Below are 15,827 nucleotides of genomic sequence, written 5' to 3'. Positions count from 1 at the left end.
TCATTGGAGGAAATGACAATGCGACTCCTGAGCTATCTCCTGGATGGAGAGCCGCGCTACGGCGCGGCCGTCGCGGGCGGCGTGGTCGATCTGACCCGGCGGATCGGCCGCGACTATTCCGACGTCAAGGCGCTGATCGCGGCCAATGCGCTCGCCGATGCGCAGGAAGCGGTTGCCAGGGCGACGCCTGACTACGCGCTGGAAGATCTCGTCCTGCTGCCGCCGGTGCTGGCGCCGGAAAAACTCTGGTGCATCGGCGTCAACTACGCCGAGCGCAACGCCGAATATAAAGACAATTCGGACCTGCCCAAATATCCGAGCCTGTTCGTGCGCAGCATGTCCTCGATGACAGGCTCCGGTCAGCCGCTGGAGAAGCCAAAAGTCTCCGAGCAGCTCGACTACGAAGGTGAGCTCGTCATCGTGATCGGCCAGGGCGGCCGCCACATCCCGCGCGAGAAGGCGTGGTCCCACGTCTTCGGCATGACCTTGTGCAACGAGGGCACGATCCGCGACTGGCTGCGCCACGGCAAGTTCAACGTCACGCAAGGCAAGAATTTCGATCGCTCCGGCAGCATCGGCCCGTGGATCGTCACCGCGGACGAGCTCGATCCGCGCGGGCCTCACGACATCATCACGCGCGTCAACGGCGAGGTGCGACAGCAGGATACGACCGACCGGCTGATGTTCCCGTTCGACTTCATCATCTCCTATCTCTCGACCTTCGCGACACTGAAGCCCGGCGACATGATCGTGACGGGCACGCCGACCGGCGCGGGTGTCCGCTTCGACCCGCCGCGCTGGCTGAAGGTCGGCGACGTCGTCGAAGTCGAGTCGCGCGGCATCGGCGTGCTGCGCAACGCCGTGGCGGCGGAGCAATAGACCATGCTGGATACCGCCACGATCGAACGCCTTGCCGCGCGCCTGGATGAGGCCGAGCGCACCAAGGCGCTGATCCCGATGTTCACCAAGGAATATCCCGAGTTCAGCATCGAGGATGCCTACGCCGTCCAGCGGGCCTGGACAAAGCTTCAGCTCGGCCGCGGCCGTATCATCAAGGGCCACAAGATCGGCCTGACCTCGAAGGCGATGCAGAACGCGGTCGGCATCAACGAGCCCGATTACGGCGTGCTGTTCGCCGACATGTTCTATGCCGACGCCACGCCGATCCCGTTCGACCGCTTCCATGCGCCGCGGATCGAGGTCGAGCTCGCCTTCGTGCTGAAGGCGCCGCTGCGCGGGCCCGACTGCACCATTTTCGACGTGCTCAATGCCACCGACTACGTCACGCCGGCGCTGGAGATTCTTGAGACGCGGATGCATCGCGTCGCCCCCCAAACGGGCAAGACGAGAAAAGTCATGGACACGATCTCGGACAACGCGGCCAACGCCGCGCTGGTGCTCGGCGGCCGGCCGTTCCGCCCCCTGGACGCGGACCTGCGCTGGATCGGCGCGCTGCTGTTCCGCAATGGCGAGGTCGAGGAGACCGGGCTTGCCGCCGGCGTGCTCAACCATCCCGCCAACGGCATTGCCTGGCTCGCCAACCGCCTCGCGCCGCATGACGAACGTCTGAAAGCCGGCGAGGTGGTGCTGGCGGGATCGTTCACGCGTCCGGTCGACATCCGCCGTGGCGATACGTTCCACGCCGACTATGGCCCGTTCGGCTCGGTGTCGTGCCAGTTCGTCTGAAGCAATAACAGAGAGGGGAGCGCACCATGTCGCGGCGCAAGAGCATCCACATCGGCGGCTTCAAGCACGCCAATCCGATTCCGAACGCCTGCCGCATCGGCAATCTCGTGATGTCGGGCGTCATCCTCGGCCGCGACGCGGCCGGCGTGATGCCGGAGAGCCTGGACGCGCAGTGCGCCAACATGTTCGCGCATATGAAGGCGACGGTCGAGGCCGCGGGCGGCACCACCGACGACATCATCAAGATGACGGTGTGGCTGAAGGACCGCACGCAGCGCGGGCCCGTCAATGTCGAGTGGCTCAAGATGTTTCCGGACGAACATTCACGCCCGGCGCGCCACGCGCTGCCGATGGACAACATGGACGGCGGCGCGCTGGTGCAGTGCGACTTCACTGCCGTGATCGACTGAAGGAGCATTTGCATGCCGACCTATCTGCCGTTCGACCCCAATCCGCGCCGCCCCATCAAGGCACCGCCGCCGAAGACGGTCGACAGCCAGTTTCACGTGCTCGGTCCCATCGACAAATATCCGGAGCGCCCCGGTGCCGCCTACCGGATGCCGACCGCGACCTGGGAAGCTGCGCTGCGCGTGCACAAGACGCTCGGCATCGAGCGCGGCATCATCGTGCAGACCACCACTTATGGCGCTGACCATTCCGTCGTTCTCGACGGTCTCGCCGCGATGGGCCCGAACTACCGCGGCTGCGCCAACGCGCTGGTGTTCGCGGAGGCGAGCGACGCTTATCTCTCGAAGCTGCATGATGCCGGCGTGCGCGGTGCGCGCTTCAGCTTCCGCCAGGAGCTGGGCGCGGTATTGTCGGACGCCGATTTCGCCCGCGCCATCGCCCGCATTCGCGAACTCGGGTGGTACGTCAAGATCCAGCCGGAGAAGGACGGCATCGTTTCCAGCGTCGCCAAATACGAGAATCTCGACGTGCCCGTGCTGATCGACCACATGGCGCGCCCCGATCCGGAGGCCGGCAAGACCGATCCGAATCTGCGCAAGATGCTGGAGCTGCTCAAGAAGGGCAACTTCTGGGTGATGCTGTCGCTCGGCGAGAAGACCTCGAAGGCCGGCCCGCCCTATGACGACGTGATCCCGGTCGCGCGCGCCTATATCGAGGCCGCCCTCGACCGCTGCGTCTGGGCCAGCGACTGGCCGCATCCGGTCTCGGTCAAGCAGCCGCCCAACGATGCCGATCTGCTCGAGCTGATGTACCGCTACGCGCCGGACCAGGCGGAGTTGGAGAAGATCCTGGTGCACAATCCGGCGAAGCTGTTTGGATTTCCGGACTAGAGGCTCGAGACTCGCCACAAACACGGTGCGCTCCCTCTCCCGCTTGCGGGAGAGGGTCGGGGTGAGGGCTTTTTCCTCTTGGGGATTGTCCCATTGCGGAAGCACCCTCTCCCCAGCCCTCCCCCGCAAGCGGGGGAGGGAGCGCACCTTCTTCGTCGCAGCAATCAGGCCTGCTCACACCGCCGGCTGCTTCGCCAGCCGATCCCTTACCCCGGCCGCGATCTCGAACGAGTGCAGCCGCGCGGCGTGGTCGTAGATCTGGCCCGTGGTCATCAGCTCGTCGGCGCCGGTTTCGGCGATCAGCGCCTTCAGCTTCTGCTCGACCACGTCGGGCGAGCCGACGGCGGAGCAGGACAGCGACTGGCCGACCATGGCCTTCTCGGCCGGCGACCACAGCGCGTCCATGTCGTCGACCGGCGGCGGCAGCGGGCCGGGCGTGCCGCGGCGCAGATTGATGAACTGCTGCTGCAGTGAGGAGAACATGCGCTGCGCCTCGGCATCGCTGTCCGCCGCAAACACATTGACGCCGACCATCGCATGGGGCTTTTCCAGCTGTGCCGACGGCTCGAAGCGCGCGCGGTACTCGCGCAGCGCCGGCATCATCATCTGCGGCGCGAAATGCGAGGCGAAGGCGAAGGGCAGCCCCAGCATGCCTGCGAGCTGCGCGCCAAAGGTGCTCGATCCCAGGATCCAGAGCGGCACCTTCGTGCCCATGCCCGGCACGGCGCGGATCGTCTGGTTCGGCTTGATGTCGCCGAGCAACGCCTGCAATTCCAGCACGTCCTGCGGAAAATTCTCGGAACTGGTGGCAAGGTCGCGCCGCAGCGCCCGCGCGGTGAACTGGTCGGTACCGGGCGCGCGGCCGAGCCCGAGATCGATTCGCCCGGGATAGAGCGATTCCAGCGTGCCGAACTGTTCGGCAATGATCAGCGGCGAATGGTTCGGCAGCATGATCCCGCCGGACCCGACGCGGATCGTCTTCGTTCCGCCCGCGACATGCCCGATCACGACGGACGTCGCCGCGCTCGCGATCCCCGTCATGTTGTGGTGCTCGGCCAGCCAGAACCGCTTGAAGCCCCAGGCCTCGGCATGCTGCGCGAGATCGAGCGAATTGCGGAACGCCTGCGCCGCATCGCCACCCCTGCGGATGGGAGCGAGGTCGAGTACGGAGAAAGGGATCATGGGCGGGGTCCGGGTGGGGCGCGATGCGCGGACCTCACATGTAGGCGCGGGCTCCGGAAATGACAGGCGGCCTGCCCAGACGTATGAGCGGCGGCGCCATCCGAATTTGCTAGGCGTCCCCCTCGCCGGTGAGCGAATGCCAGAGCTGGTTGGCCACCGCATTCCGGCAATCGGGTGACCTGATCAGCCTGATCTCGATCGGGATATCGAGTTGTTCCGGTCCCGCACGAACAAGGCGGCCGTGCTCGACCTCTTCCTTCGCCAATGTCAGCGGGAGCCACGCAATACCGTGGCCTTCGCGTGCCATGGTCATCAGCGTCGCGGCGAGATGCGAGGTAAAGCCGGTCTGCATGTTTGCGATCGTGCTCCGGACGGCCTGATGGGCCGCGAGGATGCGGCCAAGCCCGGACGCGCGGCTGTAGGCGAGCAGGCGTGCAGGCTGAGTCGGTTCACCGCCGAGGGACCAGATCGGCCGTCCGTCGGAGCCGGGCGCGCAGAGCGGAACGAGACAGTCGTCGCCGACGCGATGGCTCTGGAAGCGATCAGGCTCGAAGCGGGCCGGCACCTCCTCATGATAATGGCACAGCAGAAAATGCACCTCGCCGCCGAGCATGATCTGCTCGCAGCCCTCCATGCTTTCCGAGATCAGGCTGACGGCGCCCAGCGCCTCGAAGCGCAGATGTTGCCGGATCCATCCGGGAAAGAACGTGAAGGACAGCGCATGCGTGGCGGCGATCGACAAGGCGACATTATCCCGCTCGCCCACGGACCGCGTATCGCGCTGCGCCCGCTCCAGGCTGCGGACCAGATCGGCGGCCAGCGGCTCAAAATGCTGACCGGCCGAGGTCAGGCTGGCGCCTTGTGCCCCGCGCACGAACAGAGGAGTTCCGATCCAGTCCTCCAGCGCACGAATGCGGCGGCTGAACGCCGGCTGCGTCACGTTCCGCGCGTCGGCCGCCCGCGAAAAGCTCTTCAGCTCCGCCAGCGCCGAAAAATCCTTGAGCCAGTCGAGATCCAATTGAAATCCAGGGAGGATTGAAGCGAAATTCGCGCCGATGCCGTCCGCGCATGAGGCAAATCGATCATGGCATTGGCCAAACGGCCCTGTCCAGACGTACACCTCCGTCAAGTCAATTCAGGAGACCGCCATGCGCATCGTCGACGTCCGCGAGATCACCAAGCCGATCGCGTCCCCGATCCGGAACGCCTATATCGACTTCTCCAAGATGACGGCGAGCCTCGTTGCTGTCGTCACCGATGTCGAGCGCGACGGCCGCCGCGTGGTCGGCTACGGCTTCAACTCCAATGGCCGCTACGGCCAGGGCGGCCTGATCCGCGAGCGTTTCCGCAATCGCATTCTCGAAGCCGATCCGAAAGCCGCGCTCAACGAGGCCGGCGACAATCTCGATCCGCACAAGCTCTGGGCTGCGATGATGAGCAACGAAAAGCCCGGCGGCCACGGCGAGCGCTCGGTGGCGGTCGGCACGCTCGACATGGCGATCTGGGACGCCACCGCCAAGATCGCCGGCAAGCCGTTGTTCCGCCTGCTTGCCGAGCAGAAGGGGCTTGAAGCCAATCCGCGCGTGTTCGTCTACGCCGCCGGCGGCTATTACTATCCGGGCAAGGACAACAGTGCGCTACGGGCCGAGATGCGCGGCTACCTCGATCGCGGCTACAACGTCGTCAAGATGAAGATCGGCGGCGCCTCGATCGACGAGGACCAGCGCCGCATCGAAGCGGTGCTGTCGGAGATCGGATCGCAGGCGCGGCTCGCCGTCGACGCCAACGGCCGCTTCGATCTCGAGACCGGCATCGCCTACGCAAAGATGCTACGCCAGTATCCGCTGTTCTGGTACGAGGAGGTCGGCGATCCCCTCGACTACGCGCTCCAGGCCGCGCTCTCCGAATTCTATCCCGGACCGATGGCGACAGGCGAGAACCTGTTCTCGCACCAGGATGCGCGCAATTTGTTGCGCTATGGCGGCATGCGGCCGGACCGCGACTGGCTGCAGTTCGATTGCGCGCTGTCCTACGGCCTGGTCGAATATCTGCGCACCCTCGACGTGCTGCATCAGTTCGGCTGGTCGCCCTCGCGCTGCATCCCGCACGGCGGCCACCAGATGTCGCTCAACATCGCAGCGGGCCTCGGCCTCGGCGGCAACGAGAGCTATCCGGATCTGTTCCAGCCCTATGGCGGCTTCCCCGACGGCGTGAAGGTGGAAGCCGGCCATATCGTCATGCCCGAGCTCCCCGGCATCGGCTTCGAGGGCAAGTCTGATTTGATCAAGGTGATGCGCGAACTGGCGGAGTAGGAACGCAGGATGGGTTCGCCTCGCTCGACCCATCCTGCGAGAGCCCGCCCTGTCGCATGCGGCAAATCCGCCCGTGCTGAAACCATCCATCGTCTGGCCGCGTTGCAGGCCGGCCTGATTTTGATGGCGGCTTTCGTTTTCGGGATTTGCCTTGGACAGATTCAACATCGGTATACACGTCGTCACGCTGGCGGCCGCGTTCGCGCTCGCCGTTCCGATCGGCTGGGACCGCGAGAAGCGGGCGCGCAGCGCGGGACTGCGCACCTTTCCGCTGGTCGCGCTGGCCAGCTGCGGCTTCGTGCAGGCCAGCGAAAGCCTGCTGGTGCATTCGCCTGACGGAATGGCCAAGGTGATCGAGGGCCTCATCACCGGCATCGGCTTCATCGGCGGCGGCGCGATCCTCAAGCAGGGCAATTCGGTGCAGGGCACCGCGACGGCCGCGAGCCTGTGGGCCACCGGCGCCATCGGCGTCTCCGTCGGGCTCGGCAGCTACGACGTCGCGATAACAATCGCGGTGTTCACGTTCCTGACGCTTCGCCTGCTGACGCTGGTGAAGGAAGAGGACGGTCAGTGAGGGAATAGTTCACCGCGCAGGATGGGGAGCGCGCAGCGAAACCCGTCCATCTCTCGTCGTTGCAAATGTCTCGATGGATTCGCTGCGCTCTACCCCTCACGCGCCACGGGCTGCTTGCCCCGGATCGCAGCCGGACATATCTTCCCGCGATGGTTGCCGGTGCCCCCGAGATGAAAGCGTTCCTGCTCGCGACGCCGTTCTTCGGCGGTCTCACGGACGCGAGCCTCGACCTCCTGATGTCGATGCTGGTCGAACGCCGCTTCAATGCCGGTGCGACCGTCGTGTCGGAGGGCGATCAAGGGCGTTCGATGTTCATCGTCAGATCCGGCCGGCTCGCGGTGAGCAAGCGGGCGAATGCAGGGAGTGCCATCCCGATTTCCGTTCTGCAGGCAGGCGATTTCTTCGGCGAGATGACGCTGATCGAAATGCAGAGCCGCTCCGCCACGGTGATCGCGGAGGCGCCGACGGTGCTGTACGAGCTGACCGCGCAAAATCTCTACGCCTGCTACAAGGCCGACATCCACGCCTATGTGATCGTCCTGCAGAACATCAACCGCGAACTCTGCCGGCGGCTGCGCCGGGCGGATGATCGGTTCGCGGGGCGGCTGGTCGGTAACGACGATTGATCTTGCGTCATGCGTAGGATGAGCAGAGCGCAGCGAAATTCATCATGTCTCGTCGTCGCAGATGGCAGAATGGGTTTCGCTGCGCTCTCCCCATCCTGCAAAGCCGGGCGCCGGCCCGCTGTTGCTACAGCAACGCCATCGAGTGCAGCGAATTTCTATGAAGGCCAAAGGCAACGATGCCTGAGAGAAGCAACGCAATCCCAGTCACGATCAGGCAACACGCAATCACTATCGGAGCCTTTGGTTCGTCATCCACGGCCCGACGATAATAGATAAAACTTTACCGACAATCGAAAGGAAGAATTAACCTTACCTGTGCGGTCCGATCCTGACCCGTCGGGCAAAACACCGCCCTCCCGCAAAACTCCGTCAATCACCCTTCACAAAAATATTCCACTTTACCGAAATTCGGATTTGCGGCACTATTCCGCCATCCCGGCCCGAGGAGAGGGGCGATCGTACGTCGCAACGAACGTGGGTCGGGGTGCGGTGGACGCGGCAGTGCCGGGCACGTGAAGGCGGGACCAGGGCGAGATGAACCTCGTGAGGTCTTGCTCCGTGCAGACGGACGGCGCTTAGGTCCGGCGAAGCTACTAAAGCGAAGCCGGGCCAGCTGCGTACGGCGAAAGCGCGTGGTCCTGACCGTCGTTGCTACGGTCAAGCCTTGCGGAGATGGATCGGGGCTCGACCGGGTCTTGAGACATCGCCAATTCGCGAGGTGACGGAGGCCAGAAGGAACTCGGCTTCGGGGAGAGCGCGTATAAGCCGTCAACCCATCGCGCAGGGAAGGCCGGGTGTTTTCCGGCCCACCTGTTTTTCCGCCTGCGCATTTGCGTGTGCAAATCCTTCGCGCAGCGGATCACGGGTGCCAGCCGGCACCCGGCCTTCCCTGCGCCCTCTTCACAGAGGAGGGCGAACGAGGAGAGCAGAACTCGGGCGTTTCGAGCCGCGAGAATGCCGCTTCATGTGTGATTGAACTGAAGAGAATGGTGCTGCCAGACAGGATTGAACTGTCGACCTCTCCATTACCAATGGAGTGCTCTACCACTGAGCTACGGCAGCATGTGCTGAGGTAAGAATCGGCCGCCACAGGGGCCTACCAAGCGGGCCGATATCTGCCACAAGCCCCCCTCCTGTGCAAGCTTGCTGGCTCCGCCAAAATGAGAAAAACGGGTCGATATCGGAGCCAAAATGCCCGTTTTCAGGTGGAAGTACCGACTTTCCGCCGATTTGGGTTCCGCTTGTCCCCGGCCAACTGGCCAGTTGGCCGCGCCATTGCGGCCGGTCCATTTTGAGTTTCGCACGATCGGATCGCAACGGGCCTCTTGAGCTGCCTTATTCGCTGGGCATGTTATCGCGGAGCGCTGTATGGACCGGTGATGGCTGACGAGACCGACAAGAGCACGAGGCAGGCGAGGGGGGCGCGGGACGACCGGCTGAAATCGGCGCTGCGCGAAAACCTGAAGCGGCGGAAGCTGCAGGCGCGCGAACGCGCCGCAAGTGCCGACCCCTCGCAGAATGACGATGGCTCCCCAAATGAGGGGACCGCCGGCAAGACCAGCGATTGAACACCGGCGATTGGAATTTTTGGAGTGCATGGACGTGGCAATGGGGCAGGACGAGCAGCAGCGAACCGAGGGTGATCCGCAGATGGCGCAGTTCACGCGCCCTGAACAGACCTTTCCGACGCTGACATCGGCCGAGATCGAGCGCATGCGGAATTTTGGCGAGGTCCGCAACTACGCCGACGGCGAATTCCTGTTCGAGACCGGCAAGCCCGGGCCGGGCATGTTCGTCGTGCTGAAGGGGCACGTCGCCATCACCCAGCGCGACGGGCTCGGCCATGTGACCCCGCTGATCGACCAGGGGCCGGGGCAATTCCTGGCCGAGCTCAGCCAGCTCTCCGGCCGGCCGGCGCTGGTCGACGGCCGCGCCGAAGGAGAGGTCGAGACGCTGCTGTTGCCGCCCCCGCGCCTGCGCGCGCTGCTGGTCGCCGAAGCCGAGCTCGGCGAGCGCATCATGCGCGCGCTGATCCTGCGCCGGGTCAATCTGCTTCAGGGTGGCGTCGGCGGTGTGGTGCTGATCGGTCCCTCGCATTCGGCCGGCGTGGTGCGCCTGCAGGGTTTCCTCACCCGCAACGGCCAGCCGCATCATCTGCTCGATCCCGAGCGCGACCGCGACGCCGCCGAATTGATCGCGCGCTATTCGCCCAAGCCGGAAGACTGGCCGCTGGTGGTCGCGGCGAGCGGCGAGGTGCTGCGTAACCCCAGCGAAACCGAGGTCGCGCGCGCGATCGGCATGATCGGCGGCCCCAGCGACGACCGCATCTACGACGTCGCGATCGTCGGCTGCGGACCGGCCGGGCTCGCCACCGCGGTGTATGCGGCCTCCGAAGGCCTTTCGGTCGCCGTGCTCGACACCCGCGCCTTCGGCGGCCAGGCCGGCGCCAGCGCCCGTATCGAAAACTATCTGGGCTTTCCGACCGGCATTTCGGGCCAAGCGCTGACGGCGCGCGCGTTCAACCAGGCGCAGAAGTTCGGCGCCGAGATCATGATCCCTGTCACGGTGAAGTCGCTCGACTGCACGCGCAAGGACGGTGCCTTTGCGGTGACGCTCGACGGCAGCGATCCCCTGCGCTCGCGCGCGGTCGTGGTCGCCAGCGGCGCGCGCTATCGCCGCCCGGAGATCGAGAACCTCGGCAAATTCGAGGGCCGCGGCGTCTGGTACTGGGCGTCTCCGGTCGAGGCGAAGCTGTGCGCCGGCGAGGAAGTCGCTCTGGTCGGCGCCGGCAATTCGGCCGGCCAGGCCGCCGTGTTCCTGTCGGGCCATGCAAAGCGCGTGCTGATGATCATCCGCGGCGGCGGCTTGGGCGCCAGCATGTCGCGCTATCTCATCGAGCGCATCGAAGCGACGCCGAACATCGAATTGATGTTCAACACCGAGATCACCGCGCTCGAGGGCGACGAGGCCTCGCTGCTGCGGCGCATCCGCTGGAAGAGCCGGCTGTCCGATGACGAGGATTCCGCCGACATCAGGAATCTCTTTTTGTTCGTCGGCGCCGATCCCGCCACCAACTGGCTCGACGGCTGCGGCGTCACGCTCGATCGCGGCGGCTTCGTCGTCACGGGCGCGCAGTCCGAGCTGAATCAGGGCAAGCTGGTGGCGCCGCTGGAAACCTCCGTGCCCGGCGTCTACGCCGTCGGCGACGTCCGCTCCGGCTCGGTCAAGCGCGTCGGCGGTGCCATCGGCGAGGGCGCGCAGGTCGTGGCCTCCCTGCACGGCTATCTCGGCGACGCCGCAAAACCGGCGCTTTAGTCAAGAACAAGACAAGCGAACGGCAAGCCGAATGAGGCTTGCGGTTTTGCCGCGTCCCACGGACTATCGTCGCGCCCGCGAAGCGCATTGCCCGTGGAACCAACAAAAGATTCGAAAGGGAGGACCAAATGGCTGAAATCGTCGTGCTCTACAAGACGCCCCAGGATGCTGCTGCCTTCGACAAATACTATGCCGAGACCCACATTCCGCTCGCGAAAAAACTTCCCGGCCTGAAGAAATACGCCGTCAGCAAGGGGCCGGTCGCCTCTCCCGCGGGGCCTTCAGGAATCCATCTCGTCGCCATTCTCACTTTCGACAGCGTGGCCGACATCCAGGCGGCATTCGGCAGCCCGGAAGGCAAGGCGACCGGCGCTGACGTGCCGAAATTCGCCAGCGGCGGCGCCGACCTCCTGATCTTCGACACCAAGGAAGTGTGAGTCCAACTTTCGTCGAAGACCTTGTAGCCCGGATGGAGCGCAGCGCAATCCGGGACAGCGCCATCCACCCGCGAGACCCCCGGATTTCGCTGCGCTCCATCCGGGCTACAAAACTGCCGCCGTTTGCGACAGCGTTGCAAAAAATTCAGCCATGCGTTTGTCGATTCGCACGACGACGCATGGCTGCACGCGAACCTGTGACACGGGAGCATGTGGCAATCCGATGAGGACCGTAATATCAATCCACTGATCTCGGCGCCGAGAGTAGGAGAAATGACATGGTCCTTGGATTAAGCCTGCACGCCTTCGTATTGGTCCATGTCATCATCAGCCTGATCGGCATTGTCGCGGGCCTCATCGTGATGTTCGGCCTGCTCGGCTCGAAGCCGATGCCGGGCCTCACCGCGATCTTCCTGCTGTTCACGATTCTCACCAGCGCGACCGGCTTTCCGATTCCGCCGCTTCTGACCGAAAAGCTGCTGCCCTCGCACATCATCGGCATCATCTCGCTGGTGCTGCTCGCGATTGCCTGCCTCGCGCTGTACGGCATGAAGCTCAGAGGCGTCTGGCGTCCGGTCTACATCGTGACCGCGATGATCTCGCTCTATTTCAACTGCTTCGTGCTGGTGATCCAGTCGTTCCTGAAGGTGCCGGCGCTCGCCGCGCTCGCGCCTGCCGTGCCGCCGAATCCGCCGGGAGGCCCCGTGTTCGCCGTGGTGCAGGGCATCGTGCTGGTGTTCTTCGTGGTGCTGACCGTCGGCGCCTGGCGTCGCTACAAGCCGATGACGTTTGCCTGATCGCACGTTCGCGGTCGGTGCGCGGCATCGACCTCGCGACATCGCACAACCATATCCGTGTTGCCGGCTCGCGTTGTTGCGAGCCCCGGATTGATTCTCACTGAAGGAGCCATTCATGCCCACCATCACCACGAAAGACGGCGTCGAGATCTTTTTCAAGGACTGGGGCGAGGGCCAGCCGATCGTGTTCAGCCATGGCTGGCCGTTGTCTTCCGACGATTGGGACGCGCAGATGATGTACTTCGTCACGCGCGGCTATCGTGTCGTCGCCCATGACCGCCGCGGCCACGGCCGCTCGTCGCAGGTCGCCGATGGTCACGACATGGATCATTATGCCGACGATCTCGCAGCGGTCACCGCACATCTCGATCTGAAGAATGCCATCCATGTCGGCCACTCCACCGGTGGTGGCGAGGTCGTGCATTACATCGCGCGTCACGGCGAGAGCCGGGTGGCGAAGGCCGCGATCCTCTCGGCGGTGCCGCCGCTGATGGTGCAGACCGCGGCCAATCTCGGCGGCCTGCCGAAGAGCGTGTTCGACGACTTCCAGGTCCAGCTCGCCGCCGGCCGCGCGGCTTTCTACCGCGACGTCGCCGCGGGTCCCTTCTACGGCTACAACCGTCCCGGCGCAAAACCGTCGGAAGCGGTGATCCAGAACTGGTGGCGGCAGGGCATGATGGGCGGCGCCAAAGCGCATTACGACGGCATCGTCGCGTTCTCGCAGACCGACTTCACCGAGGATCTGAAGAAGATCAACGTGCCCGTGCTGGTGATGCATGGCGACGACGACCAGATCGTGCCTTACGCGGACTCGGCCCCGCTGTCGGCGAAGCTGCTCAAGAATGGCACGCTGAAGACCTACAAGGGCTTTCCGCACGGCATGCCGACCACGCACGCCGAAACCATCAACGCCGACCTGCTGGCGTTTTTCAAGGAGTAAGGGTGTGTCGCTGCTTACCCTCCTCTAAGGGAGGGTAAGCAGTCACTTCAATATCGCCCGGATCGCGTCGAAGGTGCGCTTCACGAAAGCTTCCGGCTTCTCGCGCGCGCCTTCGCCGATCCAGCTCTCGCCGCCGACGCGCATTGCGCCGGTGGCGATCATGGCGACGAGGCGCGCCTTCTGCCGGTCCGACTTGCGCCCGGAGCGCTGGGCGAGCCCCTCGGCGAGAGCCTGCTCCAGCTTCTCGTACTTGCGCTGGTCGCGGGCGTGGAGTGCGGGATTGTCGCGCTTGAGCCGCGACATCGCGGCCGCCTCGGCCGGGTCGATCCGCTTGATCGCGGCTGTGATCGCATTCTCCGCTGCGGTGAGCATGGATTCGTCCGCGGGCCGTGCGAGAATCGCGGCGACCAGCGCGGCCGCGGCATCCTCCTGCCAGGCGGCGACCACGTCCTCCTTGGATGCGAAGTAATGGAAGAAGCTGCGGCGCGACATCTCCGCTTTGGCTGCGATATCGTCGATGGTCGTGGTCTCGAAGCCGCGTTCCAGGAACAGCGCCATCGCCGCGCGCTTGAGCCGCTCGCGGGTCTGCTGCTGCTTGCGCGCGCGTAAACCCGGCGCCGGTGATTTTCCTCCCGGCGACAATGGCTTGGCGCTTCTCCCGGCGGGCTTCGAAGCCTTCAAATTATTTCACCTCTTGCAAATTTGCACCAAGTGCACATTTAGACCCGTCGCGGGCTTTATTCCAGCCCCGAACGGAGACATGCATGACCGACTGGAGCACGGCAGACATCCCCTCTCTCAGCGGCATGACCGCCGTCGTCACCGGGGCGACAGGCGGCCTCGGTTACGAGACGGCGATGGCGCTGGCGGGCGCCGGTGCCATTGTCATACTCACCGGACGCAACGACGCAAAGGGCCTGCGGGCGATCGAGGGCATTTGCGAACGGTTTCCCAACGCGCTGATCGCCTATGAGCATCTCGACCTCGCCAGCCTCGCCTCCGTCGCCGATTTCGCCAGGCGCTTTGCCGCCGGCAACGAGCAGCTCGACATCCTGGTCAACAATGCCGGCGTGATGGCGCTGCCGAAGCGGCAGCTGACCGAGGACGGTTTCGAGATGCAGCTCGGGACCAATTATCTCGGCCATTATGCCCTGACGGCGCGCCTGTTGCCGCAGCTGCGTCGGGCGAAAGCGCCTCGCATCGTCAATCTCTCCAGCCTCGCGCACCGTTCCGGCGCGATCAATTTCGACGATCTCCAGGGTAAGAAATCCTATCGGCCGTGGCGGGCCTACTGCCAGTCCAAGCTGGCGATGCTGATGTTTGCGCTGGAGTTGCAGCGCCGCAGCCTCGCGGCCGGCTGGGGCCTGATGAGCCTTGCCGCGCATCCCGGCTATGCGCGGACCGATCTCATTCCGAACGGGCCGGGCGCCGACACCTTCCAATCGCGCGTGAGCCGGTGGCTTCAGCCTTTCATCAGCCACTCCGCGGCCGAAGGCGCGCTGCCGACCTTGTTGGCAGCGACCTCGGCGGCGGCCGAGCCGGGCGGCTATTACGGTCCGAACTGGTTCTACGAATTGAAGGGGCCGCCGGTGGCGGCGAAGATCATGCCGCAGGCAAAGGATTCTGCGGTGTCAGCCATGTTGTGGGATGTCTCGGCAACGCTGACCGGTGTATCCTTCGACGAGATCGCGGTCGCCGCATGAGCCGCGATCCTGTTGGGGGCGTTCCGATGCGAGTCATCATCTTCGGCGCGAGCGGCATGGTCGGGCAGGGTGTGCTTCGCGAGTGCCTGGTCGATCCCGGCGTCGAGCGCGTGGTTGCGGTGGGACGCAGCCCGACCGGCGTGCGCAGCGCCAAGCTCACGGAGATCATGCATGGCGATTTCACGGATTATTCGGCGATCGAGCCGAAGCTGACCGGCTTCGATGCCTGCTTTTTCTGCCTCGGCGTCTCCTCGATCGGCATGAGTGAGGAGCGCTACCGTCATCTGACTTACGACCTCACGCTCGCCGCTGCGACGACGCTCGCGCGCCTCAATCCGCAGATGACATTCACCTATGTCACGGGCGCCGGCACCGATTCCACCGAGCAGGGGTCGCGGATGTGGGCGCGGGTCAAGGGCAAGACCGAGAACGATCTGCTCAAGCTGCCGTTCAGGGGCGCCTACATGTTCCGGCCCGGCGCGATCCAGCCGCTGCACGGCGTCCGGTCCAAGACGGCCTGGGTGCAGGCGGTCTATACCGCAACCGGGCCGCTGTGGTCGGTGCTGCGGCGGCTCTCGCCCAGGCTCGCCACCACGACCGAGCAGATGGGCCGCGCCATGATCCATGTCGCCCGGGTCGGCTACCCCAGAAAGGTGCTGGAGATGGAGGATATCAATAGCATCTAGTCGGCCAGCCCGTTACTCAAGGAAATTTCTGCGTCCGCGCGCGTTGGGCCATATCGCCCGAGAGGAGAAGTGTCGGTGATGTCTCCCCAGCTCAAAATGATCGCGCTTGATGCCGATGATCTCGCTGTGATCTCCGCCCATGTGCAGGATGCCCGCGTCCAGCCCGCCGACATCATCTGGCGGCAGAGCGAGAAGCGGCTGGTGGTCGGCATGAGCCGGCTGGATTGGGAGCAGACGCTCGACGGCGAGGCCGAGCCGCGCCGGCTGGGGG

General features: G+C 64.9%; 18 protein-coding genes and 1 tRNA gene. 15 read left to right on the top strand and 4 right to left on the bottom strand.

Translation table 11 applies throughout. The annotated features are described in order from the left end of the window. The first annotated feature begins 18 nt into the window (after positions 1 to 18). From PMI42_RS01055 to PMI42_RS01040, 4 genes are read left to right on the top strand one after another with little or no spacing between them, the layout of a single operon-like run. Positions 19 to 879, top strand: a complete 861-nt coding sequence (locus tag PMI42_RS01055; RefSeq protein ID WP_008129731.1) for a fumarylacetoacetate hydrolase family protein — start codon at positions 19 to 21, stop codon at positions 877 to 879. A 3-nt stretch (positions 880 to 882) separates the two neighbouring features. Further along, positions 883 to 1,686 carry a 2-oxo-hept-4-ene-1,7-dioate hydratase gene (gene hpaH / locus PMI42_RS01050; RefSeq protein WP_008129728.1) on the top strand — a complete coding sequence of 268 codons (804 nt, stop codon included), beginning with the start codon at positions 883 to 885 and terminating at the stop codon, positions 1,684 to 1,686. Between the two features lie 26 nt (positions 1,687 to 1,712). Further along, a complete protein-coding gene (locus tag PMI42_RS01045; protein ID WP_008129727.1) occupies positions 1,713 to 2,096 on the top strand; it encodes a RidA family protein in 384 nt (127 codons plus the stop codon). Between the two features lie 12 nt (positions 2,097 to 2,108). Then, positions 2,109 to 2,984, top strand: a complete 876-nt coding sequence (locus tag PMI42_RS01040; protein WP_008129724.1) for an amidohydrolase family protein — start codon at positions 2,109 to 2,111, stop codon at positions 2,982 to 2,984. 174 nt (positions 2,985 to 3,158) lie between these two features. Here the strand turns inward: PMI42_RS01040 and PMI42_RS01035 are convergent, their stop codons facing one another. Both PMI42_RS01035 and PMI42_RS01030 read right to left on the bottom strand, forming a co-directional pair. Next, entirely contained in the window at positions 3,159 to 4,166 is a 1,008-nt protein-coding gene (locus PMI42_RS01035) for an LLM class flavin-dependent oxidoreductase (RefSeq protein WP_008129722.1), read from the bottom strand. 109 nt (positions 4,167 to 4,275) lie between these two features. After that, on the bottom strand, positions 4,276 to 5,184 hold the full coding sequence (locus PMI42_RS01030; RefSeq protein ID WP_008129720.1) for a LysR family transcriptional regulator: 909 nt from the start codon (positions 5,182 to 5,184) through the stop codon (positions 4,276 to 4,278). Between the two features lie 130 nt (positions 5,185 to 5,314). Between PMI42_RS01030 and PMI42_RS01025 the strand changes: the two genes are divergently transcribed. The 3 genes from PMI42_RS01025 (at position 5,315) to PMI42_RS01015 (ending at position 7,678) form a co-directional block, all read left to right on the top strand. Then, entirely contained in the window at positions 5,315 to 6,478 is a 1,164-nt protein-coding gene (locus tag PMI42_RS01025) for a mandelate racemase/muconate lactonizing enzyme family protein (RefSeq protein ID WP_008129719.1), read from the top strand. Between the two features lie 151 nt (positions 6,479 to 6,629). Continuing rightward, positions 6,630 to 7,052: an MgtC/SapB family protein gene (locus tag PMI42_RS01020; RefSeq protein WP_008129717.1), complete on the top strand. Its 423-nt coding sequence runs from the start codon at positions 6,630 to 6,632 to the stop codon at positions 7,050 to 7,052. A gap of 149 nt (positions 7,053 to 7,201) precedes the next feature. Continuing rightward, on the top strand, positions 7,202 to 7,678 hold the full coding sequence (locus tag PMI42_RS01015) for a cyclic nucleotide-binding domain-containing protein (RefSeq protein WP_008129715.1): 477 nt from the start codon (positions 7,202 to 7,204) through the stop codon (positions 7,676 to 7,678). A 987-nt stretch (positions 7,679 to 8,665) separates the two neighbouring features. On the opposite strand, the gene PMI42_RS01010 is transcribed toward PMI42_RS01015, so the two are convergent. Next, positions 8,666 to 8,740, bottom strand: a tRNA-Thr gene (locus PMI42_RS01010). A 317-nt stretch (positions 8,741 to 9,057) separates the two neighbouring features. Here PMI42_RS01010 and PMI42_RS01005 point away from each other — a divergent pair. The 5 genes from PMI42_RS01005 to PMI42_RS00985 all read left to right on the top strand — a co-directional run bounded on the left by PMI42_RS01005 (position 9,058) and on the right by PMI42_RS00985 (position 13,167). Further along, positions 9,058 to 9,246 carry a hypothetical protein gene (locus PMI42_RS01005; RefSeq protein WP_008129713.1) on the top strand — a complete coding sequence of 63 codons (189 nt, stop codon included), beginning with the start codon at positions 9,058 to 9,060 and terminating at the stop codon, positions 9,244 to 9,246. Positions 9,247 to 9,286: 40 nt separating this feature from the next. Then, entirely contained in the window at positions 9,287 to 10,993 is a 1,707-nt protein-coding gene (locus tag PMI42_RS01000) for an FAD-dependent oxidoreductase (RefSeq protein ID WP_008129711.1), read from the top strand. 128 nt (positions 10,994 to 11,121) lie between these two features. Then, positions 11,122 to 11,430, top strand: a complete 309-nt coding sequence (locus PMI42_RS00995) for an EthD family reductase (RefSeq protein WP_008129708.1) — start codon at positions 11,122 to 11,124, stop codon at positions 11,428 to 11,430. A gap of 278 nt (positions 11,431 to 11,708) precedes the next feature. Further along, entirely contained in the window at positions 11,709 to 12,227 is a 519-nt protein-coding gene (locus PMI42_RS00990; RefSeq protein ID WP_008129706.1) for a hypothetical protein, read from the top strand. A 115-nt stretch (positions 12,228 to 12,342) separates the two neighbouring features. Further along, positions 12,343 to 13,167 (top strand): alpha/beta fold hydrolase, encoded by an 825-nt coding sequence (locus PMI42_RS00985; protein WP_008129704.1) that lies wholly within the window; start codon positions 12,343 to 12,345, stop codon positions 13,165 to 13,167. Positions 13,168 to 13,209: 42 nt separating this feature from the next. Here the strand turns inward: PMI42_RS00985 and PMI42_RS00980 are convergent, their stop codons facing one another. Further along, positions 13,210 to 13,848 carry a TetR/AcrR family transcriptional regulator gene (locus tag PMI42_RS00980; protein ID WP_008129702.1) on the bottom strand — a complete coding sequence of 213 codons (639 nt, stop codon included), beginning with the start codon at positions 13,846 to 13,848 and terminating at the stop codon, positions 13,210 to 13,212. A gap of 83 nt (positions 13,849 to 13,931) precedes the next feature. On the opposite strand from PMI42_RS00980, the gene PMI42_RS00975 reads away from it, so the two are divergent. The 3 genes from PMI42_RS00975 to PMI42_RS00965 form a co-directional block, all read left to right on the top strand. Next, positions 13,932 to 14,870, top strand: a complete 939-nt coding sequence (locus PMI42_RS00975) for an SDR family oxidoreductase (protein WP_008129700.1) — start codon at positions 13,932 to 13,934, stop codon at positions 14,868 to 14,870. Between the two features lie 26 nt (positions 14,871 to 14,896). Continuing rightward, positions 14,897 to 15,556, top strand: coding sequence for an NAD(P)H-binding protein (locus tag PMI42_RS00970; protein ID WP_008129697.1), 660 nt, complete (start codon positions 14,897 to 14,899; stop codon positions 15,554 to 15,556). Between the two features lie 78 nt (positions 15,557 to 15,634). Further along, positions 15,635 to 15,827, top strand: a 193-nt coding sequence (locus PMI42_RS00965; RefSeq protein ID WP_035964186.1) for a DUF2948 family protein, incomplete at its 3' end; no start/stop codon positions are given.

The sequence above is a fragment of the Bradyrhizobium sp. YR681 genome, from assembly GCF_000282615.1.
Taxonomy (GTDB): domain Bacteria; phylum Pseudomonadota; class Alphaproteobacteria; order Rhizobiales; family Xanthobacteraceae; genus Bradyrhizobium.
The sequence above is the reverse complement of the archived record's forward strand: the minus strand, read 5'-3'. Positions and strand labels throughout refer to the sequence as shown.